The 26,997-nt window shown below is 64.8% G+C and carries 13 protein-coding genes and 1 pseudogene; 7 read left to right on the top strand and 7 right to left on the bottom strand.

What is annotated here, in order from left to right:
* The 6 genes and pseudogenes from RI444_RS06435 to RI444_RS06410 all read right to left on the bottom strand — a co-directional run bounded on the left by RI444_RS06435 (position 1) and on the right by RI444_RS06410 (position 16,206).
* A pseudogene (locus RI444_RS06435) lies at positions 1 to 6,102 on the bottom strand (Ig-like domain-containing protein).
* A gap of 250 nt (positions 6,103 to 6,352) precedes the next feature.
* A complete protein-coding gene (locus RI444_RS06430) occupies positions 6,353 to 12,484 on the bottom strand; it encodes an Ig-like domain-containing protein (protein ID WP_207604948.1) in 6,132 nt (2,043 codons plus the stop codon).
* A gap of 129 nt (positions 12,485 to 12,613) precedes the next feature.
* Positions 12,614 to 13,786 carry an adenylate/guanylate cyclase domain-containing protein gene (locus tag RI444_RS06425; RefSeq protein WP_062095823.1) on the bottom strand — a complete coding sequence of 391 codons (1,173 nt, stop codon included), beginning with the start codon at positions 13,784 to 13,786 and terminating at the stop codon, positions 12,614 to 12,616.
* Positions 13,776 to 14,375 carry a PH domain-containing protein gene (locus RI444_RS06420; protein WP_021471397.1) on the bottom strand — a complete coding sequence of 200 codons (600 nt, stop codon included), beginning with the start codon at positions 14,373 to 14,375 and terminating at the stop codon, positions 13,776 to 13,778. The genes RI444_RS06425 and RI444_RS06420 overlap by 11 nt, the downstream gene beginning before the upstream one ends.
* Positions 14,368 to 15,282 carry a biotin--[acetyl-CoA-carboxylase] ligase gene (locus RI444_RS06415; protein WP_207604949.1) on the bottom strand — a complete coding sequence of 305 codons (915 nt, stop codon included), beginning with the start codon at positions 15,280 to 15,282 and terminating at the stop codon, positions 14,368 to 14,370. The genes RI444_RS06420 and RI444_RS06415 overlap by 8 nt, the downstream gene beginning before the upstream one ends.
* 57 nt (positions 15,283 to 15,339) lie before the next feature.
* Entirely contained in the window at positions 15,340 to 16,206 is an 867-nt protein-coding gene (locus RI444_RS06410) for an SDR family oxidoreductase (RefSeq protein WP_021471399.1), read from the bottom strand.
* Positions 16,207 to 16,445: 239 nt separating this feature from the next.
* Here RI444_RS06410 and RI444_RS06405 point away from each other — a divergent pair, with 239 nt between their 5' ends.
* From RI444_RS06405 to RI444_RS06385, 5 genes are all read left to right on the top strand, one after another.
* A complete protein-coding gene (locus RI444_RS06405) occupies positions 16,446 to 18,029 on the top strand; it encodes an acyl-CoA carboxylase subunit beta (protein ID WP_021471400.1) in 1,584 nt (527 codons plus the stop codon).
* A gap of 44 nt (positions 18,030 to 18,073) precedes the next feature.
* On the top strand, positions 18,074 to 18,262 hold the full coding sequence (locus tag RI444_RS06400; protein WP_083261817.1) for an acyl-CoA carboxylase epsilon subunit: 189 nt from the start codon (positions 18,074 to 18,076) through the stop codon (positions 18,260 to 18,262).
* A 50-nt stretch (positions 18,263 to 18,312) separates the two neighbouring features.
* On the top strand, positions 18,313 to 19,995 hold the full coding sequence (locus RI444_RS06395; protein ID WP_316963879.1) for a DUF885 domain-containing protein: 1,683 nt from the start codon (positions 18,313 to 18,315) through the stop codon (positions 19,993 to 19,995).
* 113 nt (positions 19,996 to 20,108) lie between these two features.
* A complete protein-coding gene (locus RI444_RS06390; protein WP_069694768.1) occupies positions 20,109 to 21,542 on the top strand; it encodes a dicarboxylate/amino acid:cation symporter in 1,434 nt (477 codons plus the stop codon).
* 88 nt (positions 21,543 to 21,630) lie between these two features.
* A complete protein-coding gene (locus tag RI444_RS06385; protein WP_021471404.1) occupies positions 21,631 to 22,119 on the top strand; it encodes a YbjQ family protein in 489 nt (162 codons plus the stop codon).
* A gap of 22 nt (positions 22,120 to 22,141) precedes the next feature.
* Here the strand turns inward: RI444_RS06385 and RI444_RS06380 are convergent, their stop codons facing one another.
* A complete protein-coding gene (locus RI444_RS06380) occupies positions 22,142 to 23,485 on the bottom strand; it encodes an HNH endonuclease (protein WP_410510806.1) in 1,344 nt (447 codons plus the stop codon).
* A 192-nt stretch (positions 23,486 to 23,677) separates the two neighbouring features.
* On the opposite strand from RI444_RS06380, the gene RI444_RS06375 reads away from it, so the two are divergent.
* Together RI444_RS06375 and RI444_RS06370 are read left to right on the top strand one after the other, a co-directional pair.
* Positions 23,678 to 24,391 (top strand): TetR family transcriptional regulator, encoded by a 714-nt coding sequence (locus RI444_RS06375; RefSeq protein WP_207605935.1) that lies wholly within the window; start codon positions 23,678 to 23,680, stop codon positions 24,389 to 24,391.
* A 1-nt stretch (position 24,392) separates the two neighbouring features.
* Positions 24,393 to 26,918: an MMPL family transporter gene (locus tag RI444_RS06370; protein WP_069694765.1), complete on the top strand. Its 2,526-nt coding sequence runs from the start codon at positions 24,393 to 24,395 to the stop codon at positions 26,916 to 26,918.
* Positions 26,919 to 26,997 lie beyond the last annotated feature (79 nt).

Below are 26,997 nucleotides of genomic sequence, written 5' to 3'. Positions count from 1 at the left end.
TCAGCAACCCCCCGGCCGGGGTCCGTAAAGGTCCACGGTGGTGGACTTCACGTACCAGCCATCCTTGGGACTGCCCTTGAGGCGGTACCAGGCAGTACTACCGCCATAGATGTTCTTGGTGCAGTCGATGGTGATCTTGCCCCACGAGCGCTCTACCCAACCGACGCCGCATTTGGCCGGGCTACCGGGAGTGTAGGAGTCGGGCAGGCCCGGTTTACCCGGGCACGTCCGGACGCTGGCTGCTTCCACCTGGATCTGCGACGGCGTCGGCGGTGGTGGCGGTGGCGTGGGGTCTGCTCCGCTGGTGGCGGTCACGTTTCCGCTGGGCGGTCCTGCCACAACCGTGACGGCCCGGACGTTCAGCCTGCGGGTCTTCTCCCAACCTCCGGCGGAGACGTCGTAGCGGTTTGCCTTGCCAACGCTGGTCCAGCCGCCGCCGTCGAGCGAGACTTCGAAGTGATCCAAGGGGCGACCGTTGGTGGCCGGGTTGTTCCACGTCCAGTGCACCTGGCCGTCGCCCTTGGCCGATTTGCCACCGCTGACGTTGGGCGCGTTCGGCGGACCGTAGGGGTTGCCCGTTCCAACTGCTTTGGCGTCGCCGGCCATGTTGTTCTTCACGGAGGTGGCAATGATATTGACCACCACGTTGGTACCGTTCGGCTGTCCACCGATCACACCGCCACCGCGCGCGATGGGTCCGGAACCGGACGCCGTCTGCCAGCGGTAGGTGATCTCGTTGTCCTGGGAGCCGTTGCGTTCGGCCGCGGTCAGCGGAGTGAAGGTCACTTGCAGCTGGCCGCTGGTACCCGTTTCCTTGACCGACCCGCTGCCAACTGTTCCTGGCTTGCCCGCGGCACGGATCGCCGCCGATTGCTGGCTGACACCGCTGACGCCGGCCTTGTTGGTGGCGGAGACCGTGAACGTGTAGTCGGCCTCGGAATTGGCGACGGTCACGTTCTGTGAGGTGGCCGCTACAGTCTGCGTCGTCACGACGGCGCCACCGCGGTAGGTGGTCAGTTTGTAGGCGGATACCGGGTCACCGTTATTGTTCGGAGCCGCTCAACTGACCTTCAGCTGGCTCTGGTTGCCCACGGACCCGGCGCCGGACACCGACGGTGCCGACGGCGTCGCCGGAACACCGGCAGGCGTTTCTGCCGCCGAATAGGGGCTCCACTCGGACGGTTCCTTGGCATCGTTCCTGGCAAGCACGCGCACCTTGTAGGCCACGCCGTTTGTCAGGCCCTTCCATACGTAGCTGGCCCCGGTCAGGTTCTGGATCTGCGGGTTCTGCCCGGCAGGTGCAGGCGAGATCTCCAGATCGTAGGACTTCACCGGAGAACCCTTGCTGGCCGGCGGTACCCAGGCGACAGACAACTGCTTGTCGCCGAACTTCAGGGTCGGAGCCAAGGGGGTGTCAGGCTTGACGTCGGGCCGGACCTCCGCGGAGACCGGTGAACGCTCGGATTCATTGATGGCATTGGTAGCCGTCACGGCAAAGTGGTACTTCACGTTGTTGGTCAGGCCCGTCAAGGTACACGTGTTGGCCGGGCAGTCCTGCTTGAATCCGCCCTCGCCGTACACGGTGTACTTGGTGATGGGTGAGCCCCGGTCTGCCGGCGCGGTCCAGGTCAGCAATGCCGTTTGATCGCCCACGCTCTGCGCCAACGGCGTGGTGGGGGCAGCCGGCTTGTCCTTCACCGTCAGGCGGATGCGGGCCGTCGAGTAGCGGGACAGCTCCCCGGTCTTATCGGACACGGTGTAGGCAACCACCATGGTGCCCGTGAAACCGCCGCCAGGGGTGACCGTCACACTGTCGCCGCCGGGTTCAGCCGCGCCCTCACCGGTTTCCACCACGGCAGAGACGATCTTCAAGGCCGTATCCGGGAACGGGTTGGAGTCATTGGCAAGGACATTGACGGTGACAGGCTTGCCTGCCTGTGCATCCGGCTCAACGTCGTCATTTGCCACCGGCTTGGGACGGTTGGACGCCGTCAACGTCAGCTTGTAGCTCGCCAGGGCTTCGAGTCCGCGAGGGTCCTTGGCCTTGACCTGCACCGTGCCGCCCTGCCCGATCTGGACCGAATCGTTGGCTGATGCCTTCAGCGTCTTGCCGTCGAGCTGCACCCGGAAGCCGCCGGGCGCGGAACCCACCAGCTCATACTTCATGTTCCGGACATCGTCCGCGTCCGGGTCCGACGTCAGCTTTTCCAGGTCCAGGCTCGCGGAGTCACCCTTGGGCACTTCGAGGTCGCTGCCCAGCAACTCCGGCGGGTTGTTCTTGTTCGGGTCCGGCAGCACCTTGGTCCGGATGCTGAGCGTGGACTTCAAACCATTGGGATCATCGGGGCCTGAACCGTCAGTGACCTCGAAGCTGATGGAACCCGGGCCAACGTACTCCACACCGGCGGTGTACTTGATGGCGGTTCCATTGCCGGCGATCGGATCGCTGCCGTCGGAACCGATGAGCTTGATGCGGTCGGCCTGGGTAAGCCGCGGTGACTTGCCCTCACGGACCTTCACCCACTCGGAGAGGTTAACAGTGACGGACTGTCCGGAGACCAGTTCCACTACCTCGTCCTTGGCGAGTGTGGGCACCTGCTGGCCGACGCCGGGGACCCAGATGATGGCCGTGGACTTCTGTCCGTCCACGTCCTCCACGGTGTAGGGCACCAGCTGCGGCTGCTCGGTGAGTTCCACAAAGACGTTCCCCTCGGCACCAGGCCGTGCGGTAGGCGAGTCGGTGGCGATCTTGAGGTTCTCGCCCACCCCGTCCGGGTCCTCGTCATTCTTGAGCACCGGAACATCCACGGCGGTCTTGCCGAGGGTCTGGGCGGACGTGACGCGGTCATCGCGGGCGATCGGCGCCTGCAGCGGGACGTCGTTCTTGACCACCACGCGAATGGTGGCCTGTCCTACGGCATCGCGATCGTCAGCCACTGCGTAGCGGACGTTGACGGTGCCTTCGGCCGCCGGAGCGGTCAGGAGGATGCGGCCGCTGGTCTTGCTCACGTGGGCGTCCAGGGCGGCGTCGGCCTCAATGCTGTCGGTCAGGATGCGGATCTGGTCGCCATCAGGGTCGGTGTCGTTGGCCGTCGCATCGACGGCGATCTGGCGGCCCGGGCGAACCTGAACCTCGTCATCCACCGGGGTGGGCTTCTGGTTGTTTTCGCCCCGGGGTGCGACGCCGACCGTTACGGTTCCGGTGTTGACGGCACCCTGGCGGTCGATCACCTTGTAACGGAAAGTGTCCGTCCCTGCGCCGTCACCTGCGGCGACGAAATCGATGAAGTTGCTTCCCGCCGTCGCGGTTCCCATGGTGGGCGTGCTGTCGATGCCGGTGAGCTGGACCGAGTCGCCGTCGGGATCGATGCCGTCCAGCGGGACGGGAATCCGGACGGTTCCACCGGCAACCACGCGGGCCGTCAGGTTCTGCGGCTGCGGCCGGGAGTTTTGGGCGCCTTCCAGCGGAAGAATATGGATGGTCACCGCTGCGGCGCTCTTCTGGCCCTGGGGATCGACGGCGTTATATATGGCGCGCACGGTCTTGGGCGTGGGGCCCGCGATGAAACGGAGCGTGTTCTCGGAGGTGAAAGCTTTGCCGTCTTCCTCGGCAACGGTCTGGGCCAGCACCGGGTCAACGGTAAGCTCCTGGCCCTGCGGGTGCGTGTCGTTGTCCAGGACCGGAACGGTCACGACGTCGTTCACGCGTACGTTGACCTCGTCCGGCTTGGGCTGGGGAGCCTCCACGACGGCGGGTGCAGGCACCGGGACGACGCCCACCGTGCCGGCGGCCGAGGCCCGGCCGTTGGACATCGTGTAACTGAAGACGAACGGTTCCTTGGCGCCGAGGACGTCGGTGATGCGCAGGACGCTGTGGTCGATCACGCTCACCGAAGCTGATGAGCCCTCCGGAACGGTGACCGATTGCAAAACGAGCACTCCCCCGGACGGGTCGGAGTCGTTGGCCAAGGGATCCACCAGGACACTTCCGCCCACAGGCAGCAATGCCACGTCGTGAACGGCGACGGGTGCGCCAGTGTCCTTGCCGGATTCAACGTCCACCCGGATCAGCCCCTGGCTGCTCTGGGGTCCGTTGCTGGCAATATAGGTCAGGTACACCGGTCCGGGGGTGTTGCTGCGGAAGGTGAACGTCCCGCCGTCGGTGATGGGACCCAACTCCGCTTGGCCGGCTGCTTCCACGTGGGCAACACGCAAAGCGCCGCCGTTGGGGTCGACGTCGTTCTTCAGCGGAGAGATCACCAGGTCCTGGCCCACAACAGCCGTGACGTGGTCGGCGTTTACCACCGGCGCCAAAGCTCCCGGCGGCTGGACGTTGACCACAACGCGGCCCGTCGTCGTGTCCCGTCCGTCCCATACGGTGATGGTGACGTTCTTCTTGCCCGGGGCAGCGCCGGAATCCTGGTAAGTCAGCAGGCCGTCCCGCCGGACCTTCACCTGGTCCTGTTCGTTGTCGGCTTTGGCGTCGAGCAGAACGAGGTCGTCACCGTCGGGATCCATCCAGTCAGTCAGGATGTTCTGGCTGACGGACTTGCCCTGTTCCACCAGCATGGTGGTGGGCTCAGCGCGCTTGAAGAACGGCGGTTTGTTCTCTTCCGGAGCGACGACCCGCAGCGTGACCCTGCCGGCAGCGGAGAGTCCACGCCCGTCGGAGGCGTTGTAGTCGAAGGTCTCCGTTCCGGGCTTCGCTTCGGCCGGGACCTTGATCTGGAACGCCGAACCTCCATAAATGTTCTCCAGCGCACCTGCCTTGGGTGCATTGGCGCCCACTGCGGCCGTGAGAACGTCTCCATCGGGGTCCGAGTCGTTGTCAAGGACACTCAGGATGGTGGTGCGTCCGGGCCGCACTCCGAACTCGTCGGGCTTGGTCTCGGGTGCCCGGTTGGGTTTGGTCCGGTCCGGAAGGACGTTGATGGTGTTGTTGTCCGCGGACTCCTGGTCCTGGTCGTCGGACTGGTTCTTGGGCGGGACAACGTCGTCCCAGTTGTTGACCAATTGCATGTTCTGGTTGACCAGCCACACGCTGCCCGAATTGATATCGTTCAGGACCACCAGGTCCCTGTTGACGCGGAACACGTAGTTGGGCGAAGCGCTTGCCTTGGGGACATCGTTCTTCTTGTCGTCTGCGTCATTCTCGCAGTCACGCACGTATTTGTTGGCTCCGGCCCACGCGGCGTGGACGCACTTGCCCACCTGAACGGGCGCGGCGGGAACACCTTCGCCGTCGGCGCTGACCGTATCGGCAGTGGAGCCGTCCAGCGGCTGCTTCAGCAGGTTCTTGCGGGTGGAGATGGCCACGAAGCCGCTTTCCGCGCTGGTCTGCTGGAGCTTGGCCTCGCGGGCATCGGCCAGTTGCAGCTTGCGCCCACCCGGCAGGAACAGGTTGCCGGACGCGGCATCCAGCGCCACCGGCTTGTCTCCCACAACAGCCAGTTGCAAGTCCCCGGCGCCCTTGAGCTCATCGACTTTGGTGACTTCCGAGGCGGTCCGTTCCCCGTTGACGTCCACGGTGGTGACGGTGATCTCGCCCTTGCCCGGATCCGCGGTGTAAATACGGTTGTCATTGCCAACCGCGGACACGAGGCCTTGGGAACCGGTCAGGACGGGTTCGGTCCCTTCTTCATCGAACCCGTTGACGGTGGAGGGAGAAAGCGCCCAGACCTTGCCCTTGGCAGGATCAGTGACAGAGAGCACCGTAGAGCCGTAGCTGACCTGCGCCGACGACGGAAGCTGCTTATCGCCGCCAAGTTTCAGGTTCGCGGCGGACACCTGGTTGATGGTGGAGCCGGATTCGTCGTCGACAAACACGTTGCTGTCGTGCTGAAGCACATCGAAGGTGGTGCTGGCCGGAGTGACCGCCCCGTCCAGTACCCGTGAAGGGTAATTGAGCCGGCCCACGGCGTTCTTGGTCTTGCTCACAACCCATACGCCGCCGTCGTTCAAGTCCACCTCGGTGGTCTTGAATCCCGGGTACAGCACAGCTGCCGCCACCAGCACGGCACCTGCTGCCGTTGCCGCGGTTGCGGACACCAATTTTCTGTTTCGACGCTTTTTCAGCCCCAGCTTGCCGAAGAAAGAAGTCACGACCCCAAAATTCCCTTTTTATAGCAGCCGCCCCGAGCAGCTTCCGAGCCCACCGGCAATCGCCGGCAGCCGTTCATTCCGCAGTACCCCCATACGGCGGCGGAATTTTCAGTCCCTAAGACTATCCCACTCACCACACGGCCCATCATGGAAAGCCGATACCGGACTCTCCAATGGCTTTGACAGCATACTGTCTTAGTCCCGGTCGCGGCGATGGGGACCTCTCCCCTGTTGGCGGCCTTGCGACGGGTCAGCATCGGGGCGCTCCGATGCCTGCTGGATCACCCAGATAGGTGTGACCTGCAATGATGTACCGGCCTACGTTCCGGTAGGAGCCTGATTCAATGCGCCACCAGCGCTGCATACCCACCCAGCCATCCGATTGGTCGATGTAGCAACGGACAACAATCTTTCCCTGGTCCGAGGTGTACATCCACGGCGGCTGGTTGCCGCCCTTGCCGTCACACGTGAACCTGTTTGGATCGTAATTTGATCCACCAAGGGTGTAACTGCAGGAGCGCTCCACGGCACCCGGGTTCATGGTGGTGGTCCACTCCCCCTTCTTGCCGGATGTGGCACTGGCGCTGGCTACCGGCCCACCGGTACCCAGGGAGTTGAAGGTCTGCACGTCGATGGTCCGTGTTTGTTCGTAGCCGCCGGTATTGATGGTCCGGCTGCCGGATGCGGCAACTGTCTCCCACGCGCCGCCGTTGATCCTGATCTTGGTGGTCTTGACGTCATTGGTGGACGTTGAGGGCGAGGACCAGTTGAGGGTGACCGAGGGATCGTTCATCGCCCCGTTGGTCCCCGATGCCGATGGCGTTCCGGGCGAACCATACGGCGTGGCCGTGGCGGGAGCACTCGCATCCGAGCTCGGTGCAACGGAAGATTGGGCAGTCACCGTGATGCTGCTGGCCTGGCCATTGGCGAAACCTCCAACGGTCTGCCCCGGTTGGATGGGGCCGGACTGGCCGGTGCTGGCGCGGTAGGTGTAACTGACTTCATTGGCGCTTGAACCGTTGCGTTGGGCTTGGTTCAACACTGTGAAGTTGATGGTGAGCTGGCCGCCTGCTCCCCCGGTGTTGGCCGGTGTGGCACTGACGTTGCCCACGGTTCCCAGCTTGCCGGTTGCCCGCCGTGGAGCAGAGGCCGCACTGACCGCACCCTTGCCGGCCTTGTTCCCGGCCTGCACAGTGAACGTGTAGCCGGATTCCGAGTTATTCGCCGTGAAGGTGGCCGTACGGGTATTGCCCGGAACGGTCTGCGTCTGCGTAGCGCCGCTGCCCCCGCTCATGGTGACGTAGTAGTTCTTGATGGGGTCGCCGTTGATGTCCGGTTCTGTCCAGTCAGCCCGGAGCTGGTTCTGCGAACCCACGGAAGACACGACGGCGGTGGTGGGCGCCGCCGGGGCGCCGGGAAGACCGGCCGGGTGGTCTTCGGCGGAGTACAGGCTCCAGTCGGAAGGTCCGAGCTCGTTGACCGCCTGGGCCCGAACCTTGTAGTTGACCCCGTTGGTGAGTCCGGTCCAGGTGTAGGAGAGTCCGGTGACCTCGTTCTTGACCGCCACTCCGTTGCCCGGGGGCGGGGAAATCTCCAGGTTGTAGTGCTTGACGGGTGAGCCCTCGGTCTTCGCGGGGGTCCACGTGATGGCCAGGTCCTTGTCCCCGGCTTTCACGGCGGGAGCGTCCGGCGGTGACGGCTTTTCGTCAGGCTTGATCTCGTTGGAAGCCGGCGACGCGCCGGACTCCCCGACCTCGTTGGTGGCCGTCACGGTGAATACGTAGCTCACGTTGTTGGTCAGCCCCGTCAGGGTGCAGGTGGTGGTGGGGCATTCCTGTTGGAATCCCGCAGCCTTCACGGTGTATTTGGTGATGGCTGCGCCGTTGTCCGACGGCGGGGCCCACTTGAGCACGGCGGTGCGGCTCCGGACATCGGTGGCCGCGGGCGCGGAAGGAGCATCGGGCTTATCCCGGACAGTGATGCGGACGCGGCCCACTGCCTGGCGGCTCGGATCGTCAGTCTTGTCCTTGATGGTGTAGCGGACTACCAGCACGCCCTTTGAGCCCGCGGACGGCGTCACCGTGATGGAGCCGCCCGAGATTTGGGGCTGCCCGGCTGAACCCGTCTCCACCACCGCGGACACGATTCCCAACGGCTCGCTGAACGGATTGAAGTCGTTGCCGAGCACATTGACGGTTTGCGGCTTGCCGGCATCGGCCTTCTCCACGGCGTCGTCGTTGGCCACCGGTTTGGGCCGGTTGGAGGAAACCACCGTGACGGTCACGGCCGCACGGACCGGATCGGACCGGCCGTCGGTCACCTTCAGCGGCACCACGCCGCGTGCGCCCGGGTTGAGGGATCCGCCGGGCGTGATTTTCAGGACCGTGCCGTCGATCCGGGCCTCGAACCCGCCGGGCTGCTGGCCGTCGAATTCGAACTTCAGTTTGCCCTGGTCCTGCTCATCCACGTCGCCGGCGAGGTTCGACAGGTCCAGTTCGGTGACATCGCCCTGCGGAGCGTCGATGACGGCACCGCTGAAGGTCGGCGGATGGTTGGCATTGGGATCCGGCAGGACCTTGGTCATGATGGTGAGCGTGGACTTCAGCCCCTCGGGATCGTCGGGACCGGAACCGTCCGTGACCTCGAACGTCACAGAGCCGGGACCCACGTAGTCCGCCTGCGCAGCGTAGCGAAGGGCACCGCCGTCGCCCGCAATGACATTCAGCGGGTCACCGCCCTGGACCTTGATCTTGTCCGCCACCGTGATCCGCGGGCTGCGGCCGTCACGGACCTTGACCCACTCCTTCAGTGACAGCGTCACTTCCTTGCCCGCGGTGACTTCCACGACGTCGGTCTTGGAAAGGGTCGGGTATTGGAGGCCCTGTCCGGGAATCCACATGACAGCCGTGGCCGTTTGGCCGTCAATGTCCGTCACCGTGTACGGAATGAGTTGGTCCTGGGGCACCAGCGTGACCACCACGTTTCCCGAGGTGCCCACCCGGGCGTTGGGGTTGCCGTCAGGCAAGGAGATCTTGAGGTCTTCGGCTACCCCGTCAGGATCGGAATCATTCTTCAGGACGGGCACGTCCACCGCGGTCTTCCCCAACGTCTCCGCGAGGGTCACATGGTCATCAACGGCGATCGGTGCATGCAGCGGGGCCGACGGACTGGTCTGGACGCGGATCACGGCACTTGCTTCGGCCTTCTTGTCATCCTGGATCCGGTAGCTGATACTCTCCACGCCGGCGGTACCCGGCGCGGTAAACACCGCTTTACCGGCAACGGCTTCGACCTCCAGCCCGGGTTTGGCATCGAACGTCGGCACCAAGCCGATGGGGTCGCCGTCGGGGTCGGAATCGTTTTTGAGGACATCGACGGCGACGCGCCGCCCTGGACGCACGTCGATGGCGTCATCCACTGCTATTGGCTTTTGGTTGTCTGCTTCCGCCGGCGCGATACCGACAATGACGTTGCCGGTATTTTCCGCGCCGATGCGGTCCTTCACGCGGTAGCTGAAGGTGTCGGTCCCCGCCGATTTACCGCCGGCCGTGTACTCCAGGTAGCCGTCGCGGAGTACGGCGGTCCCCAGGGACGGGGCTTTGTCGATGCCGATCACCTTGACCGAGTCTCCGTCGGCGTCGATGCCATCCAGCGGAACAGGGATCTTGACTGTCATTCCCGCCACCGCACGGGCCGTCAGGTTCTTCGGCTCCGGCCGGGTGTTGGTGGCGTCGTCCCAGGCCCTGATCCGGATGGTGACCTGTTGGGAATCCGATTGGCCGGAAGCGTTGGTGACCTTGTAGATCGCGTAGACGGTCTTGGCCTCTTCTCCGGCAATGAAACGGAGGGTCTTGCCGGCCACGAACATCCGGCCGTCCGCCTCGTCCGGCTGCTGTGCGAGGACCGGGTCCAGGGTGAGTTCGCCCCCGTTGGGATCCGCATCATTTTCCAGCACCGGGATGGTCACCACGTCGCCTGCCCGCACCGTGACGTCGTCGGGCTTTGCCTGCGGCGCCTGAAGCTTGGTGGGCGCCGGCACCACCTGGACCGAGATGTCACCGGTTGCCGATGCCTTGCCGTTGGAGATGGTGTACTTCAACGACAACTGGCCTTCGGCGCGGATGTCAGTGATCTTCACGACCGAGTGGTCCAGCACCGCCACGCTGACGGGCAGGCCGTCCACTGCCGTCACCGACTGCACCACCAGAACGCCTCCGGCGGGGTCCGAGTCGTTGCCGAGGACGTCAACCACGGTGCTGCCTCCGCTGGGCAGCAGGGCAATATCCCGCACGGCAACTGGTGCATCATCGCTGTTGCCGGAGACGACGTCCACCCGGACCAACTGCTGGGCACTCGCCGGCCCGTTCGTCGCCATGTAGGTCACGTAGTGGGCGCCTACGGCACCGGAGTTGAACGTGAACGTCTGCTGGTCAGGCCCGATGACCGCCGTGGACTGCCCATCGGGTTGGGCCTGCGCCAGGCGGAGGGTTCCGCCCTGTGGGTCGGTGTCGTTCTTGAGCGGCGCAATCACGGTGTCCTGGCCGGCCACCGCAACGACGTGGTCAGCGTTGGCGATGGGCGGCAGGGCTCCGGGAGCGCGGACGTCCACGACGACCTGCCCATCGGTACTGTCGGTGCCGTCCGACACCGTCAACGTGATGGTCTTGCGGCCGGGACCGGCTCCGGAATCCTGGAACGTCAGCAGGCCGTCGGGCCTGATCCGGACCTGGTCGGCAGGATCGCTGCTCGAGGCCGCCACGGCAAAGATGTCATCGCCGTCGGGATCGATCCAATCCGTCAGGATGTACTGGTTGGCTATCTTGCCGGCCTGCACCACCAGCGTGTTGTTGCGGTTTGGCTTGGGTTGCGGGGCGTTGTTTTCCTCCGGCGGCACCACCCGCAGGTCCACCTCGGTGGCAGCGGTTCCTCCGCGGCCGTCGTCGACGGAGTATTTGAAGGTTTCGGTGCCTGTGGTGCCGGCCGGCACCGCAATCTGGAAGCCCGTCCCCCCGTAAACCGGGGACAACGCTCCCGATTTCAGCGGTTCGGCGGCACTGACGGTCAGGACGTCGCCGTCGGAATCGGCATCATTGTCCAGTACCGGCAGGATGGTGGTCTTCCCGGCGCGCACTCCGAAGGAATCGGGTTTGGCCACCGGCGGGGTGTTCGGCTTGCTGCGATCCGGAAGGACTGTTTGCTGGACTTCGTCAGCGGAGTCCTTGTCCGCATCGTCCGAGGTCTGCTGGGGCGGAATGACGTCATCCCAGTTGTTCACCAGCTGCATGTTCTGGTTGACCATCCAGACGTTGCCCGAGTTGACGTCGTTGAGGACCACGAGGTCGCGGTTGACCCGGAAAACGTACGACGGCGACGCACTCGCCTGGGGCACGTCGGCGCGGCGGTTGTCGGCTTCATTGCTGCACTCCCGGACGTACTTGTTGGCCCCGGACCACGCCCCGTAAGTGCACGTACCCACATGGACAGGCGCCGCCGGGGTCCCTTGCCCGTCGGCGCGAATGGTTTTGGCCGTGCCGCCGTCCAAGGGCTGCAGCAACAGGGCATCCTTCGTGGCGATGGCCACGGTGCCGGCCTCCGGACCGGCCTGCTGCAGCTTGGCGTCCCTGGCATCGGCGAGATGGACCACTGAACCGCCCGGCAGGATGATGTTGCCGTTGGCCTGGTTCAGCACAACCGCCTTGCCGCCAACGGCCGTGAGCTGCACGTCGCCGTCGGCTTTGAGGGAGTCATCGGAGCGGACCTGCGAGTCCACAACGTTGCCGTCCGCATCCACCGTGGTGGCGGTAAGCTTCCCTGCTTTGGGGTCGAGGGTATGGATGGTGTCGTCCGTCCCCACAACGGACGTGATGCCTTGGGACTGTTCGAACAATGGCGTGGATTCTTCACTGAAACCGCCCAGCGAGGTGGGCGAAACGGCCCACACTTTGCCCTTGGCTGGATCAGTGACGGCCAGGACCTTGCTGCCGAAGCTGACGTGCGCCGCTCCCGGAAGCTGCTGGTCCCCGCCCAGGCGCATGTTCGCGGCGCTGACCGGGTTGATCGTCGCCCCGCCGGCGTCGTCAATGAAGATGTCGCTTGCCTGTTGCAGGATCTCGAAGTCGTCGCTGGCCGGAGTGACGGCACCGTCGAGGGATTTCGAAGGGTAATTCAGCCGGCCGGCGGCGTTCTTCGATTTGCTGACAACCCAGACGCCGCCGTCGTTGAGGTCCACCTCGGTGGTTTTGAAACCCGGGTAGAGGATGGCTCCGGTAACAAGCACCGCCGCAGCTGCCGTGAAGGCGGTGACACCCAGGATCCTGGCGCGCCGCTTCCGTGATGGTTGCCGCTTGGGCGCTCGTTGGGCGGGCCTCCTGCTCGGAGCCATGGACTTCCCCCGGTTAAATAGGCAGCCGTCACCCTCCGTGCGGCTGGCTTGACGCGAACAGTCCCCAAGCCTACCGGGTTAATCCATCGATTTGCGAAGATGTGACCTGCACTACTGACGCCCCTCCACTCAGTCCAGGACGAGCCCTTTGCCCCGGCCGCGGGCCAGCATGACGGGGTGGATCTCCCCGAAGCCGCGGACGTTTTCCGAGGCCTGCGGGATCAACACAAAGCGTTCATCCTGGCCAAGGGCGGCCGCGGTCATGGCATCAACAAGCACAGTGCCGGGCTGCGCCAGGCTGGTGAGCCGCGCGGCGAGGTTGACCGTGGGCCCGTAGATGTCGCCAAGGCGGGAAAGGATGCGCCCCCAGACCATGGAGACCCTCGCCTGCGGGAGGATCTCATCCTCCGTGAAGGCCTGGGCCAGGGCAAGGGAGATCTCCGCACCGGCCGCAGGCGTCTCGGCAATGTACAGGACTTCGTCACCGACTGTCTTGACCAGCCGGCCGCCGCCAATGGAAATGATCTCGGCACACTTGTTCTCGAAACGCTGCACCATCTGCGCCAGCGTCTTCTCGTTCATGCGCCGGGAGAGGCTGGTGTAGGAGACCAGGTCCGCGAAGCCCACCGCACGGGCCAACGGCAAGGGCGAATCGTCTTCGTCGCCTTCGCGGCCCTCTTCGCTGGCCTGCAGTCCGGCTTCCGCCCTGACTGCCAGCCGCTGCACACCGGCATTGAGCTGGCGGCGGTAGGAGTAGACGAGGATCTCCTCCAACGAATCCACCAGGGCAGGCAGCTGGCCCACCAACTGCTTGCGCGCCACGGCATCGCTGATCCCTTGTTCCTGGACCATGTCCTCCACCAGGGCCTCGATCTGCCAGACCACCATGCGGTCCGTCATCTGGCCAATGGAACGGGTGATGGAGATCGCGGCTTCTTCCGTCAGGAGGCCGGCACGGACGAGGTCAAGGATGGTTGTCAGGGCAGCCTGGTCGCGCTCAGTGAAGGCAACGTCGTCGTCACCGAAGTTTGGAAATCCAAGAGCGCGCCACAGTTTTCGGGCAGAAAGCACCGACACGCCGGCACCGGCAGCAATCTCACGACGGCGGAGCTTGCGTTCACCGCCCAGCAACCTGGCTTCCAGCGCTTTGATCGCGAGCCGCTCTGCGGACATGACACCGGTAGGGGGTCCGGTGGGTATGGCCTTGGCTGGTTCCGGTACCGCGTCTTCATCCTCTGAAGGTTCGGGTACGGCGTCGAACTCCTGGTCCAGGTCCTCGTCGGACTGATCCTCAACGCTCATCTCTTCCACCTTCTCTCACTTCCCACGGCAAACCACTCACATCGACATCCGGCAGAACTTCACCTTCAAGAACCTCGCCCCGGGGCAGCTGGTCCATGGCATCAAGAATGAAGCCCCGGAATTTCCCGACTTCCGGGACATCCTTCAACAGGTAAACTCCCGAGTGCCCGGTATCCAAGGATATATTCCCCGAGCGCAAGGACCGCTGGATCATGCCCTGTTCGATTCCCACATTCCGGACAGCCATCAAGGACACCTGCCACTCACCGCGGCGGAACATCCCGGACTTGGCCAGGACCCTGCGGCTGGTCAGGATGTAGCGAACGGAATGCCAGCGCAGCACCCGTTTGAGGCAATATGCGAGCAGGACCCACGCCGCCATGCCAAGGCAGGCTCCTACGAGCCAGGGAGTCCAGGCCGCCGTGATGAACGGGGCCAGGCGCTGCGGGTTCCCCTTGATAATCCAAGCACATGCGAAACCTGCCAGTGCCGGAACCAGGACGAAGACCAGCGCCGGTAAAACGAGTGAACGGGCCTGCTGGCGCGTGATGGTCAGGACCTGCTCCCCCGGAAGCAGTTCTTTACGCATAACCGCTTTCTGTGGCACGCAGGTGCACCACATCCCCCGCAGTCACCACGTGCTCCCGCCCGCCGTGGTCCACTACCAGCAACGATCCGTGGTCATCCAGGCGCGAGGCGTGTCCCACCAGCTCATGGTCTCCCGGCAGGTGGGCCCGCACTTCGCGGCCCAGGGTGATCATGGCCGATTCCACCCTCTTATGCAGCGACGGACCACCTGCAAGCCCGGCGTGCGGATCGCCTTCGGCATTGCAGAAGCTGCGGTACAGCCTGGTGAAGTGCGTCATGTAACCCTTCAGCAGCGCCGTTCGATCCGTCGTCGTGCTTCCTTCGAGGGCAAGCGACGTGGCCGTCGGGACGGGCAGTTGGTCATCGGTCAGGGTGACATTCAGGCCGACACCCAGGATGACGGCAGGTACTGAGCCGTCGCCAAGCGCCGTTAGTTGCGCCAGGATGCCGGCGATCTTGCGCCCGTTGACCAGGACGTCGTTGGGCCATTTGATCTGAGCCTTCACGCCTGCCGTCTCCTGCAGCGCTTCCCGCAGCGCGACGGCAGCCAGGAGGGACAACCATGAATAGCTTTGGGTGGGGACCGGCATGCCGTCCGCCGTAACGGGCCGCAGCACCATGGAAACAGAGACTGCGGAGCGTTCCGGGGATTCCCAGTGCCGGTCCAACCGGCCTCGCGCAGCGGTCTGGTGCTCAGCGGTCAGGACGGCCAGGTCAGCCCATTTTTTGGGTTCCATGGTCACGGCGCGCACCAGGTCGGCATTGGTGGACCCGGTGGACTCCACGACGTCGAGGCGGGAGATGCCGGTGGCGGACAGGAAATCAGGCGCCAACAGCGACCGCTGATCCAGTGCGGGGTTTTCCCCGGAACCGGGGCTTTCACGTGGGGCGGGCTGTTGGGCATCCATAGCTGAATCCTATCCAGTCAAGGAGCTCCAGGCTCTCCTCCGAGGGTATGAATCCGGTCAGAGGAAGATGTCCGGGACCAGGCGGTCCTCCGGCGCACCGAGGCTGTAGGGGGCGAAGTCGGACACCCCTGCCGCGCGCAGGACCTCTTCATCGGTGTAGAAGTTGCCGCTCTTGGAACCGCCCGCCGCAAGGTTGGCACCCGTCAGGATCGCATGGGCTGCATCGGCCATGATCTCCGGACCACGCGCAGCCTTGACCATCTGCCGGCCGCCGGGCATGTTCCGGATGGCCGCAGTGTCAATCAGCGTGCAGGGCCACAACGAATTGACGGAGACGGCGTCATCCTTGAGTTCCTCGGCCAGGCCCAGCGTGGTCAGGCTCATGCCGTACTTCGCCATGGTGTACGCCAAGTGCATCCCGGCCCACTTGGGATCCAGGTTGAGCGGCGGGGACAGCGTCAGGATGTGCGCGTGTTCCGACTCGCGCAGTGCCGGCAGCGCCAGCTTGGACAGCAGGAAAGTGCCCCGGACGTTGATGTCCTGCATCAGGTCGTAGCGCTTCATGTCGATCGCATCCGTGCGGGACAAGTCGATGGCCGAGGCATTGTTGACCACGATGTCCAAGCCCCCGAAACGCTCGACGGCGGCACTCACGGCAGCGGCGACGTCGTCATCATTCCGGACGTCCCCGACGATCGGCAGGGCCTGTCCGCCGGCGGCGACCAGCTGCTCCGCGGCGGTAAAAACCGTGCCCTCGAGCTTCGGGTGCGGTTCACCCGTCTTGGCCATCAGCACGATGTTGGCGCCGTCGCGGGCGGCCCGGGTGGCAATGGCAAGACCGATCCCCCGGCTCCCGCCGGACATGATGATAGTGCGGCCTTTGAGCGAGCCGGTGGCAACGTAAGCGGCATTGCTTTGAGTCATGAAGCCACTCTAACCCAAAGATGTTACTGACGGGTAACATCAGGAGTGCTGCGGCTTGAAGCACAGGCAGGGCTTCGGGCTTGGGCGCAGAAAATTGTAGGGTTTCTACAGCCGTTCGCGGCTATGGCGTCACTAGACTGGCCATCAGGGCCTGTTCTTTGTACGGAAGCTACTTAATCAGCTGTTTGCCGAACCAGAACCGCGCCAGCGAATATCAGCTACAGAGCCGGAGACACTTGATGAGCCACGATCTGACAACGACAGCGGGAAAGATTGCCGACTTCCGCGACCGCCAGGCCCGTGCCGAGCAGCCTTCCGGCCCGGAAGCGATAGAGAAGCAGCATGCGCGCGGCAAGAACACTGCCCGCGAGCGCATCGAGCTGCTGGTTGATCCCGGATCGTTCGTCGAGTTCGACGCCCTGGCTGTTCACCGTTCCACCGCCTTCGGCATGGAAAAGAAGAAGCCGCTCGGCGACGGCGTCGTTTCCGGCTACGGCACCGTTGATGGCCGCCTGATCGCTATCTACAGCCAGGACTTCAGCGTCTACGGCGGCTCCTTGAGCCAGGTCAACGGCGAGAAGATCGTCAAGGTCCAGGAATTCGCCCTCCGCAACGGTTGCCCGGTGGTTGGCATCAACGACGGCGGCGGCGCACGGATCCAGGAGGGCGTCGCGTCCCTGGCAATGTTCGCGGACATCTTCCGCAACAACGTGCACGCATCCGGCGTGGTCCCCCAGATCTCCCTCATCATGGGTCCGTGCGCCGGCGGCGCCGCTTACTCCCCGGCGCTCACCGACTACGTGGTGATGGTGGACAAGACCTCGCACATGTTCATCACCGGCCCCGACGTCATCAAGACCGTCACGGGCGAGGACGTGGACATGGAGACCCTGGGCGGCGCCCGCCAGCACAACGCCACCACCGGTACCTCCACCTACCTCGCCTCCGATGAAGCCGACGCGATCGAGTTCGTCCGTGAACTGCTCGACTTCCTGCCGTCCAACAACCTCTCCGAGGCCCCCGTGGTGGAGCACGACCAGGAACTGGAACTGGACGAGGACGACCTCGCCCTGGACGGGCTCATCCCTGATTCCGCCAACCAGCCCTATGACATGCGCAAAGTGATCGAGCAGATCGTCGATGACGCGCACTTCCTGGAGATGCAGTCGCTCTACGCCCCGAACGTCATCATCGGTTACGGCCGGGTGGAGGGGCACACCGTGGGCATCGTGGCCAACCAGCCCATGCAGTTCGCCGGAACCCTGGACATCTCCGCCTCGGAGAAGGCTGCCCGCTTTGTCCGCCACTGCGACGCCTTCAACATCCCCATCATCACGCTGGTGGACGTCCCCGGCTTCCTCCCGGGCAAGGACCAGGAATTCCAAGGCATCATCCGCCGTGGCGCCAAGCTCCTGTACGCCTACGCCGAGGCAACTGTCCCGAAGCTCACTGTCATTACCCGCAAGGCGTACGGCGGCGCCTACATCGTGATGGGTTCCAAGAAGCTTGGAGCCGACCTTAACCTTGCCTGGCCCACCGCACAGATCGGCGTCATGGGGGCGCAGGGTGCGGTGAACATCCTCTACCGCCGCGACCTTGCCGCCGTTGCCGAGGCAGGGGGCGACGTTGAGGCCCGCCGTGCCGAGATCATCCAGGGCTACGAGGAAGAACTCCTCAACCCGTACCAGGCTGCTGAGCTTGGATACGTGGACGCCGTCATCGCGCCGTCGGACACCCGCCTGCAGATCATCCGGGGCCTCCGTGCACTGCGGGACAAGCGGGCCAGCCTGCCCACCAAGAAGCACGGGAACATTCCCCTGTGAGCGCGGCAAAGAGCCCCCTGCCGGCCGAGGAGCCGGCACTGCCCATGTTTTCCGTGGTCAAAGGCGATCCCACGCCGGAAGAACTCGCGGCACTTGCCGCCGTCGTCGCCTCTGTGGGAGTACCCCCGACGCCGGAGGCAGCCAAACCGAACGTGCGCCACTGGGTGCGCCGCCAGCAATTGCGGCTGGACCCGACCCCGGGTCCGGGCGCATGGCGCCGCAGCCGCGGCTAAAGCTTTCAACAACCCTTTCACGTGACGGAGGTGGCGGCTAGGCTCTGGGGGTGACTACTGCAAACACCCCCGTACGTGCCAAGACCGCCATCGACGCCGTAGCTGATGCGTACACAGAAAAGCTGATCGAACTCAACCCCAGCTTCGCCACCACCTTGGGGTTGCCGGGACACGAAACCGAGTACCAGGACTTCTCCCCGGCCGGGGCCGAAGCCCACGCCGAAGCCACCCGGAATGCCTTGGAAGCGCTGGCGGCACTGGAGCCGCGCGACGATACGGACGCGGTAACCCTCGACGCCATGCGCGAGCGCCTGGGCCTGGAGCTGGAGATCCACGCGTCCGGTTGGGACGCCGCGGACCTGAACAACATCGCTTCCCCGGCGCAGGACATCCGGGCCATCTTCGACCTCATGCCCACGGACACCGTGGAGCAATGGGAGCACATTGCCGGCCGTGCGGCCAACGTTCCGGAGGCCATTGCCGGTTACATCTCGTCCTTGCGCGCCGGCGCAGCCGCAGGGAAGGTTTCCGCAGCACGCCAGGTCCGGATCGTCATCGACCAGACCAGCCGCTACGCCGCCGCGGACGGTTTCTTCGCAAAATTCGCCTCCGATGCCCTCGCCGGCGGGGCGCCGTTGCCGGCGGACGTCCAGGCAAGGCTCGGCGCCGGAGCCTCCGCGGCCCGCGAAGCGTACAGTTCGCTGGGTGATTTCCTGCGGGACGAACTGCTCCCCCAGGCACCCGACAAGGACGCAGTCGGGAGGGAACGGTACGCCTTGGCGTCGCGGTCCTTCCTTGGCGCCGCCGTCGATCTCGAGGAGACGTACGCCTGGGGCGTGCAGGAGCTGGAACGGCTCATCTCCGAACAGGAGAAAGTGGCAGGGCAGATCAAACCCGGGGCAAGCATCGAAGAAGCCAAGGAAATCCTCAACAACGATCCCTCGCGGCAGATCAAAGGCACCGATGCCCTCAAGGCCTGGATGCAGGAGCTGTCGGACCGCGCAGTCGCAGAGCTGGCCGACGTGCACTTCGACATCCCGGATGTCATGAAGACCCTGGAGTGCATGATCGCCCCCACCGACGAGGGCGGCATTTACTACACCGGCCCCTCCGATGATTTCTCCCGCCCAGTCCGCATGTGGTGGTCCGTCCCTGCCGGCGAAGACACGTTCACCACGTGGAGCGAAACCACCACTGTGTTCCACGAAGGCGTGCCCGGCCACCACCTGCAAGTAGCTACGGCCACCTACCGCCGCGAACTCCTCAACAATTGGCGCCGCAACGTCTGCTGGGTCTCCGGACACGGCGAGGGCTGGGCGCTTTACGCCGAGCAGCTCATGTTGGAACTGGGGTACCTCAAGGATCCCGGCGACCACATGGGCATGCTGGACGGCCAGCGCATGCGTGCCGCGCGCGTGGTGTTCGATATCGGCGTGCACTTGGAGCTGCCCGTTCCCGAACGCTGGGGCACCGGAACATGGACCCCGGAGAAGGGCTTCGACTTCCTCAAAGCCAACCTCGACATCAGCGAAGGCCAACTCCAGTTCGAATTCGCCCGCTACCTGGGCTGGCCGGGACAGGCTCCGTCGTACAAGGTGGGCCAGCGCTTGTGGGAACAAATCCGCGCCGAACTCGAGTCCCGCGAAGGCTTCGACCTCAAGTCCTTCCACAGCAAGGCCCTGAACATAGGCTCGGTAGGCCTGGATGTGCTGCGAAGGGCGTTGCTGGAGTGAGTATTGTCGGGGCCGAGAGCAACGTCACAAACGCACAGGGAATAACTTTTTCGCACGTAACATTTCTAAACGTCCGTTCGCTATGTTATTTGCGAAGCACCTACCGTGTTCCGGTGAGCACCTCAAACACCATCACTCCTGCATCCGGCAAGGCCGGTCCGCGGCTCCCCAAGTGGGCGAGCTCCTTCGGCGTCCAAATTATCGCCGCCCTCATCGTCGGCCTGGTCCTCGGCCTCATCGCCAAGTACACGGGCAGCACCAAGGCTGCTCCCAACGGCCTGGGCGCCACGCTGCAGACGATCGGTTCCAGCTACGTATCACTGCTGCAAACCGCCGTCGTTCCGTTGATCTTCACCGCCGTCGTGAGTTCCATCGCGAACCTGCGCCAAGTGTCGAACGCCGCGCGCCTGGCCTGGAACACGCTGCTCTGGTTCGCCATCACGTCGTTTGTCTCGGTGCTCATCGGCATCGGCCTGGGCGTGCTGCTGCAGCCCGGCGCCGCCACGGGTATCACTCAGAAGGCAGAGTACGCCGGCAAGACCGGTGACTGGTGGGCCTTCCTCACCGGACTCTTCCCCAAGAACTTCCTTGGCCTGGGCGCAAGCTCCACCGTCACCGAAAGCGCCAACGCTGCCACGACTGTCAGCACGTCCGTTTCCTTCAACGTCCTGCAGATCCTGGTTGTGGCCATCGCCGTCGGTATTGCAGCACTGAAGGTGGGCAAGCAGGCTGAAGCCTTCCTCACCTTCAACGCCTCCGCTCTCGCAGTCATCCAGAAGGTCCTGTGGTGGATCATCCGCGTTGCTCCGATCGGTACCGTGGGCCTGATCGGCAACGCTGTAGCCATCTACGGCTGGGACACCATCGGTTCCCTCGGAAAGTTCACCGCGGCCATCTACATCGGCCTGGCCCTGGTGCTGTTCGTTCTCTACCCGGTGCTGGTCCGTGTCCACGGCCTGTCCATCAAGCAGTACTTCTCCGGTGTATGGCCGGCTGTGCAGCTCGCCTTCGTTTCGCGCTCTTCCATCGGAACGCTCCCGCTCACGCAGCGTGTCACCGAGCGCAACCTCGGCGTTCCTTCCGGCTACGCGTCGTTCGCCGTGCCGCTGGGTGCCACCACCAAGATGGACGGCTGCGCCGCGATCTACCCGGCCATTTCCGCCATTTTCGTGGCCCAGTTCTTCGGTATCAACCTGGACTTCAGCCAGTACCTGCTGATCGTCCTGGTCTCGGTCCTCGGTTCCGCGGCAACGGCAGGCACCACGGGCGCCGTCGTCATGCTGACGCTGACGCTCTCCACGCTGGGACTGCCGCTGGCCGGCGTCGGGCTCCTGTTGGCGATCGACCCCATCCTGGACATGGGCCGCACCGCCGTCAACGTCGCAGGCCAGGCCCTGGTGCCGACCCTCGTGGCCAAGCGCCAAGGCATCCTGGACCAGTCCTTGTACAACGCTCCCCGCAACGGTGCCGCGTTCAATGACGAGTTCGCTGCCGACAAGGCTGCAGCCGTTGCTAAAGAGCGCGAACTGGCTGACGCCAAGCGTTAAGGGCTTCCGCAATCCCCTCCGCAATCCCCCGGCGAGAAACCCCGGGGGATTGCGTCGTTTAAGGTCGGATCCTGAGTAGGCTCGGGGCATGCTGATTGTCACTTCCAATGAAATTCCGGGCCACCGCATCGACGCCGTCTTCGGCGAAGTGATGGGCCTGACCGTGCGTTCACGGGACATCGGGTCCCAGATGCTGGCCGGCTTCCGCTCCTTGGGCGGCGGCGAACTGCCCGAGATGACGCGCGCGCTGTACGAGAGCCGGCAGGAAGTCATGGCCCGCATGGTCAGCGAGGCCCAGCAGCGCGGAGCCAACGCCATTGTGGCCATGCGGTTCGACACCTCGGAGATGGGCACCAACTGGACCGAAGTGTGCGCCTACGGCACTGCCGTCTACGTGCTTCCCTTGGGCGAAGGAGAACCGGGCGCCACGGGGCAGTCGATCTACCTGACCAAGCAACCCCAGCAGGGAGCGGGCCAGCCTGCACCCCCGGCCCAGCCGGCTCCTCCCGTCCAGCCGCAAGCGGGCGCGCAGCAGCCGGGCCAGTCGCAGCCTTTCCCACGCCAGTCACAGTACTAAGCCGTCCGGGGCAGGGTCCAAGCTACACCCAGGCAGGACCATGCCCCGGCAACGGTGCCGCTCCCGGCAACGGTGGTGCTTTGGACCGGTACGTGTGGCCCGTGGGCGTGGTCAGGTCCAAGGCGTGCACCCCGGAGGCGTCTGCCAGTGGCTTCGCGGCCCACCCGGGGTTTTCCTTGGTGTGATTGCACTGTTCGCACAGCCCTGCGCCGTTGCCGAGGCTGGTGGGTCCACCGCCTTGCCATGGAACGATGTGGTCGATGTGCCGGATGGGCGCATCGCAGTAGGGTGTTCGGCATGAAGCATCGCGGGCCTCGATGAATCGCCGCATGCCGGGTGGGAAGAGCCTGGCTTTGGAATCCATGCCCACGAGTTCCCCGGTATTCGGTGCTGTGTACAGTCTTCGAAGCCAGACCACGAAGCCTGGGTCCGCTGGCGCCGGCTGTATTTGCCCGGGAAGCCCTTGAGCCTTGACGTGCCCGGAAGGGTTTTGAGCCCCGGCCAGCCCCACAAGCTCCCTGGCCCAGCCACCCGGCACTATGCCGTAGCCCTCAAGCCTTGCGGGTTCGCTGTCGCCCTGGAACAGGGTGCGATCCGTCAGGACCAGCTGCACTTCCACCTTGGAAATACCGCCCGGCGTCCCCGTGAGTCTCTCCACTAGCGTGTCCGCCATGACTTGGCCGCGGGAGCGTTCGTCACCGGAGCATCGGGCTGAGTCAGCAGCTTCTTTGAGAGCCTTATAGACTGCGACGCCTTGGGCAACGGGCAGCAAGGCAGTCAGATACGTCATCGTGTCCGGCGCGGGCCGGATGCTGACGTGCCTCTCCTTGGCAGCATGTGCGGCCCGCCGGGTAACCGATCGCGGGTCACGTCGGTACGCAGCGGCTTTGGCAGCGGCGATGATCGCCCGATCCCCCATGCCGTCCAAAGTCCCGGTGTCCGGAGCCAACTCTTCATCCACGGCGCAGCGGTCCTCGGCGGACAGGCACGCCGTTTCCTTCACCAGAAGGGTGGCGCGCCACTCGTTGAGCAAACCGGAGTCGAGGGCGGCGAGGGTCCGTGGCATCTCCTTGACCAGTGCCTTGGCGAGCCCTAGGAGCCTCGATCCGCGATGGGGCGACTCGCGCCGGGCCAGGGCGATCTGCGCCGCAGCTGCCCCGCCCTGCTTCGGGGCGGGCACGCCTGCCGCCGCATCTGCCTGGCGTTGGGCGAGTTCGAAGGAGGCTGCGATCTTTGCCTGCAGCCCGGAGATGGCGGACTTCATATCTTCCAACACTCGAAGTTGTTCGATGAGTGCCCGGGCGGCCTCGGCGGGCTCCCGTGAAGCTTCCGCCACCACGGGCGCTGCGTTGGGGACAGGCAGCATCGGAGCCCGCGGTGCCGTCACTCGCGTGCCCATTGCCCGCGTGCCCGAGCTCAGCGCCTGTTTCCCTTCCATGAATCCATCCTGCCAAGGGGGTCGGACATTATTAGCCCGACCCGAACCTCCCCGGCCGGAAACGCAGATTCCCACAGCAAATTGCGCAGAGTGCAAGTTTGCACTTAGTGTAATTATGTGATCCAAACAAGCAGCCAGGAGGACACCTCCACGCAGCCTGCGAGCGAGTCGAGCACCCCTTCCCGGCGGGAGCTCAACAAGGCCGCCACCCGTAGTTCCATCGCCGCAGCAGCCCTTGAATTACTCCGGGCCAAGGGCTCGGGAAACTTCACGGTGGAGGACATTGCCGCCAGCGCCGGTGTCTCCCGCCGCACCTTCTTCAACTACTTCCCCAGCCTCGAGGCGGCCCTCGCGTCGGTGGCTGACGGATTCATGGACCGCGCCCTCGAGCAGTTCCAGCTGCGTCCGGCCGACGAGACCATCCTCGAGTCGGCCCAGGCCGCGCTCATGGCCCTGGCAGACCCCATGTCGGTTGCTCCGATGGCCGAGTTGTTCAGCCTGACCCAGGACAACCGATCCCTGGCCCGGTCCGAACTCGAGGCCTGGGACCACTGCACCGAACAAATCATCGCCGCCGCACGCACAAGGCTCGGGCCGGACGTCAGTGAGCTCTACCTGCATGCCCTGGCCGGCTCGGTCATTTCCTGCGGCAAGGCTGCCATGAACGTCTGGTTCGCCGAATGCGGACCGGACCTCTCCCCCGAATCCCTGGCGGTGCTCCGCCAGCACCTCATCGACGCGATGGGGCTCCTCGGAGCCGGCTTCGCGCCGTCGTCCCCGTCTTCGCGCACCGAAGGCACCTCCTCCGTTCCACCCACCACAGATCGGTTCTGACATGGCATCGTTCCTCTACCGACTCGGCCGGTTTTCCTACCGCCGCCGTTGGCTGGTCATCTCACTCTGGCTGGCCGTTTTGGTCGCTGTGGGCGGCTCTGCCGCCGCGTTCCACGGCACCATGTCCAACAACTTCACCATCCCGGGCACCGAAACCCAGCAGATGGCTGACAAGCTGAAGGAAGCACTCCCGGATGCGTCGGGCGGGTCCGCGAGCGTGGCGTTCGAGGCAGGCGCTTCAGGTTTCGACCAAGCGGGCAAGGACGCTGTGGCCGACGCCCTGGCCCAACTCGAAAAACTCCCCGACGTCCAGTCCGTGGTCAACCCCTTCACCACGCAGGAACGGTTGGACCAGGCAGCCGCCAAGATCTCCGAGGGCGAAGCCCAGGCTGCAGCGGGCAAGGCCCAACTGGACGCTTCCCGCGCACAGATTGCGGCCGGCGAACAACAGTTGGCCGCGGCCGAGCAGCAGCTTGTTGCGGCCGGATTGCCGCCGGCGCAGATCGAGGCACAGCTGGCTCCCCGGCGTGCCGAGCTCGCGGCAGGCAAGGAGAAGCTCGACGCCGGAGCCAAGAAAGCTGCCGACGGCGCCGCTGCGCTGGCCCTCGGCAAGCGGGAGGCGCAAGCCTCTGAAGGATTGCGCTTCGTTTCCAGCGACAACAAGGCAGCAATCGCGCAGATCCAGTTCAAGACGTCCATCAACGCCGTCCCGCCCGCCGTCCGGCAGGAAGTACAGGACATCGTCCACGGGGTCTCCTCAGCAGGCGTGACTGCCTATGCCAGCAAGGACATCACCGAAGACGTTTCGCAGATCTTCGGCGTGGCGGAAATCGTTGGTGTTGCGGTTGCCGCACTGGTCCTGATCCTGATGCTCGGCACGCTCATTGCTGCGGGCCTGCCCCTCATCATGGCGTTGATCGGCGTGGCCGTGGGCGTCGGTGGCACGTTCGCGCTGACCGGCGTGATCGACATGAGCTCCATCTCCCCCATGCTCGCACTCATGCTGGGCCTGGCCGTGGGCATCGACTACTCGCTGTTCATCGTCAACCGGCACCGCAACCAGCTGCTTGCCGGCATGGATGGCGAGGAATCCGTCGCTTTGGCCACAGGCACCTCGGGCAATGCCGTCATGTTTGCGGGCCTGACGGTCATCATCGCCCTCGCCGCCCTGGTCATTCCCGGGCTACCGTTCCTGGCAATCCTCGGTGTGGCAGCAGCAGCGACTGTAGCCGTCGCCGTCGTCGTAGCCCTGACCCTGACACCGGCCGTCCTGAGCCTGATCGGCCGGCGGCTTATCTCCAAGCGGGCCTGGGCAAAGGCCGCCCGGCACAACGCCGAACCCGGCCATGAAGCTGCCGACCGCGACCTGGACGAGAAGCGCAGCACGCGCGGTTGGGGTGGCTTGGTCACCCGCCATCCGTGGGTGGCGCTGATTCTCAGCGTGGTACTGCTCGGGGCAGTTGCACTGCCCGCATCGCAGCTGAGGCTGGCACTGCCCGACGGCGGGTCCGAACCTGTGGACTCCCAGGCCTACAAGGCGTACGACCTGACGCGCGACAGTTTCGGCGAAGGCGTGACCGGCCCTATCATCGTGGTTGGCGAACTGCCCGCCGGGCTCAGCGAAAACGATGCCAAGAACAAGCAGTTCGATGTCGCGGAGCAGTTGCGCAGCGTCGAGAACGTGGTTGCTGCCGTGCCCTTTGCCCTGAGTGAGGACCGCAGCACCGCGGTTTACCAGGTCATTCCCAAGGAAGGCCCGGCAAGCGCCAGCACCGTGAAGGTGGTCTCGGACCTCCGCGAAAAGGGCGCCCAGATCCGCGAGGACACCGGGGTTTCCATCGGCTTGACCGGCCAGACTGCGGGCAACGTGGACGTTTCCCAGAAACTCGGCGCGGCCCTGCCGCCGTACCTCGCGATCGTCGTCGGGCTGTCCCTGATCCTCCTGCTGCTGGTCTTCCGCTCAATCGTGGTGCCGCTGCTGGCCACGGGCGGCTTCCTGTTGTCGCTGGCCGCAGCGTTCGGCGCCGTCGTGGCTGTTTACCAGTGGGGCTGGCTCGGCGGAATCTTCGACGTCGCCAATCCGGGTGCCGTGCTGAGCTTCCTGCCCATCATCCTGATCGGCGTGCTGTTCGGCCTGGCCATGGACTACCAGGTCTTCATCACCTCGGGCATGCGGGAATCCTACATGCACGGTGAAGACGCCCGGCACGCCGTCCGGACCGGTTTCAGCCACGCAGCTGCCGTGGTGACGGCCGCCGCGATCATCATGGTGAGCGTGTTCTCGGGCTTCATCTTCAGCCACCTCACCATGGTCCGCCCGCTCGGTTTCGCCATGGCCTTCGGTGTGCTGATTGACGCGTTCGTTGTCCGCATGACGATCGTGCCCGCGATCATGTACCTGCTCGGCGAGAAGGCCTGGTGGCTGCCGAAGTGGCTGGACCGCCTGCTGCCGGACGTCGACGTTGAGGGCGCCAAGCTGAACCGCAGCGACCGCCCGAAGGCCGGCTCGGCGGAGCTCGTCCACTAACCCTCCATCACGTCACCACCCACACCCCCGGTTCCTCTATCACATAACCGCCGGTTATCCCCGATGCTCTATCGCTTGC

Source organism: Paenarthrobacter sp. AT5 (assembly GCF_032764245.1).
Classification (GTDB): Bacteria; Actinomycetota; Actinomycetes; order Actinomycetales; family Micrococcaceae; genus Arthrobacter; species Arthrobacter ureafaciens.
Note: the sequence above shows the minus strand (reverse complement) of the source record. Positions and strands in the feature narration are given on the sequence as shown.

Excerpts from the sequence above, each read along its gene's own strand:
- RI444_RS06430 (WP_207604948.1), bottom strand. The coding sequence starts at position 12,484 with ATGGCTCCGAGCAGGAGGCCCGCCCAACGAGCGCCCAAGCGGCAACCA.
- RI444_RS06425 (WP_062095823.1), bottom strand. The coding sequence starts at position 13,786 with ATGAGCGTTGAGGATCAGTCCGACGAGGACCTGGACCAGGAGTTCGAC.
- RI444_RS06420 (WP_021471397.1), bottom strand. The coding sequence starts at position 14,375 with ATGCGTAAAGAACTGCTTCCGGGGGAGCAGGTCCTGACCATCACGCGC.
- RI444_RS06415 (WP_207604949.1), bottom strand. The coding sequence starts at position 15,282 with ATGGATGCCCAACAGCCCGCCCCACGTGAAAGCCCCGGTTCCGGGGAA.
- RI444_RS06410 (WP_021471399.1), bottom strand. The coding sequence starts at position 16,206 with ATGACTCAAAGCAATGCCGCTTACGTTGCCACCGGCTCGCTCAAAGGC.
- RI444_RS06405 (WP_021471400.1), top strand. The coding sequence starts at position 16,446 with ATGAGCCACGATCTGACAACGACAGCGGGAAAGATTGCCGACTTCCGC.
- RI444_RS06400 (WP_083261817.1), top strand. The coding sequence starts at position 18,074 with ATGTTTTCCGTGGTCAAAGGCGATCCCACGCCGGAAGAACTCGCGGCA.
- RI444_RS06385 (WP_021471404.1), top strand. The coding sequence starts at position 21,631 with ATGCTGATTGTCACTTCCAATGAAATTCCGGGCCACCGCATCGACGCC.
- RI444_RS06380 (WP_410510806.1), bottom strand. The coding sequence starts at position 23,485 with ATGCTGCCTGTCCCCAACGCAGCGCCCGTGGTGGCGGAAGCTTCACGG.
- RI444_RS06370 (WP_069694765.1), top strand. The coding sequence starts at position 24,393 with ATGGCATCGTTCCTCTACCGACTCGGCCGGTTTTCCTACCGCCGCCGT.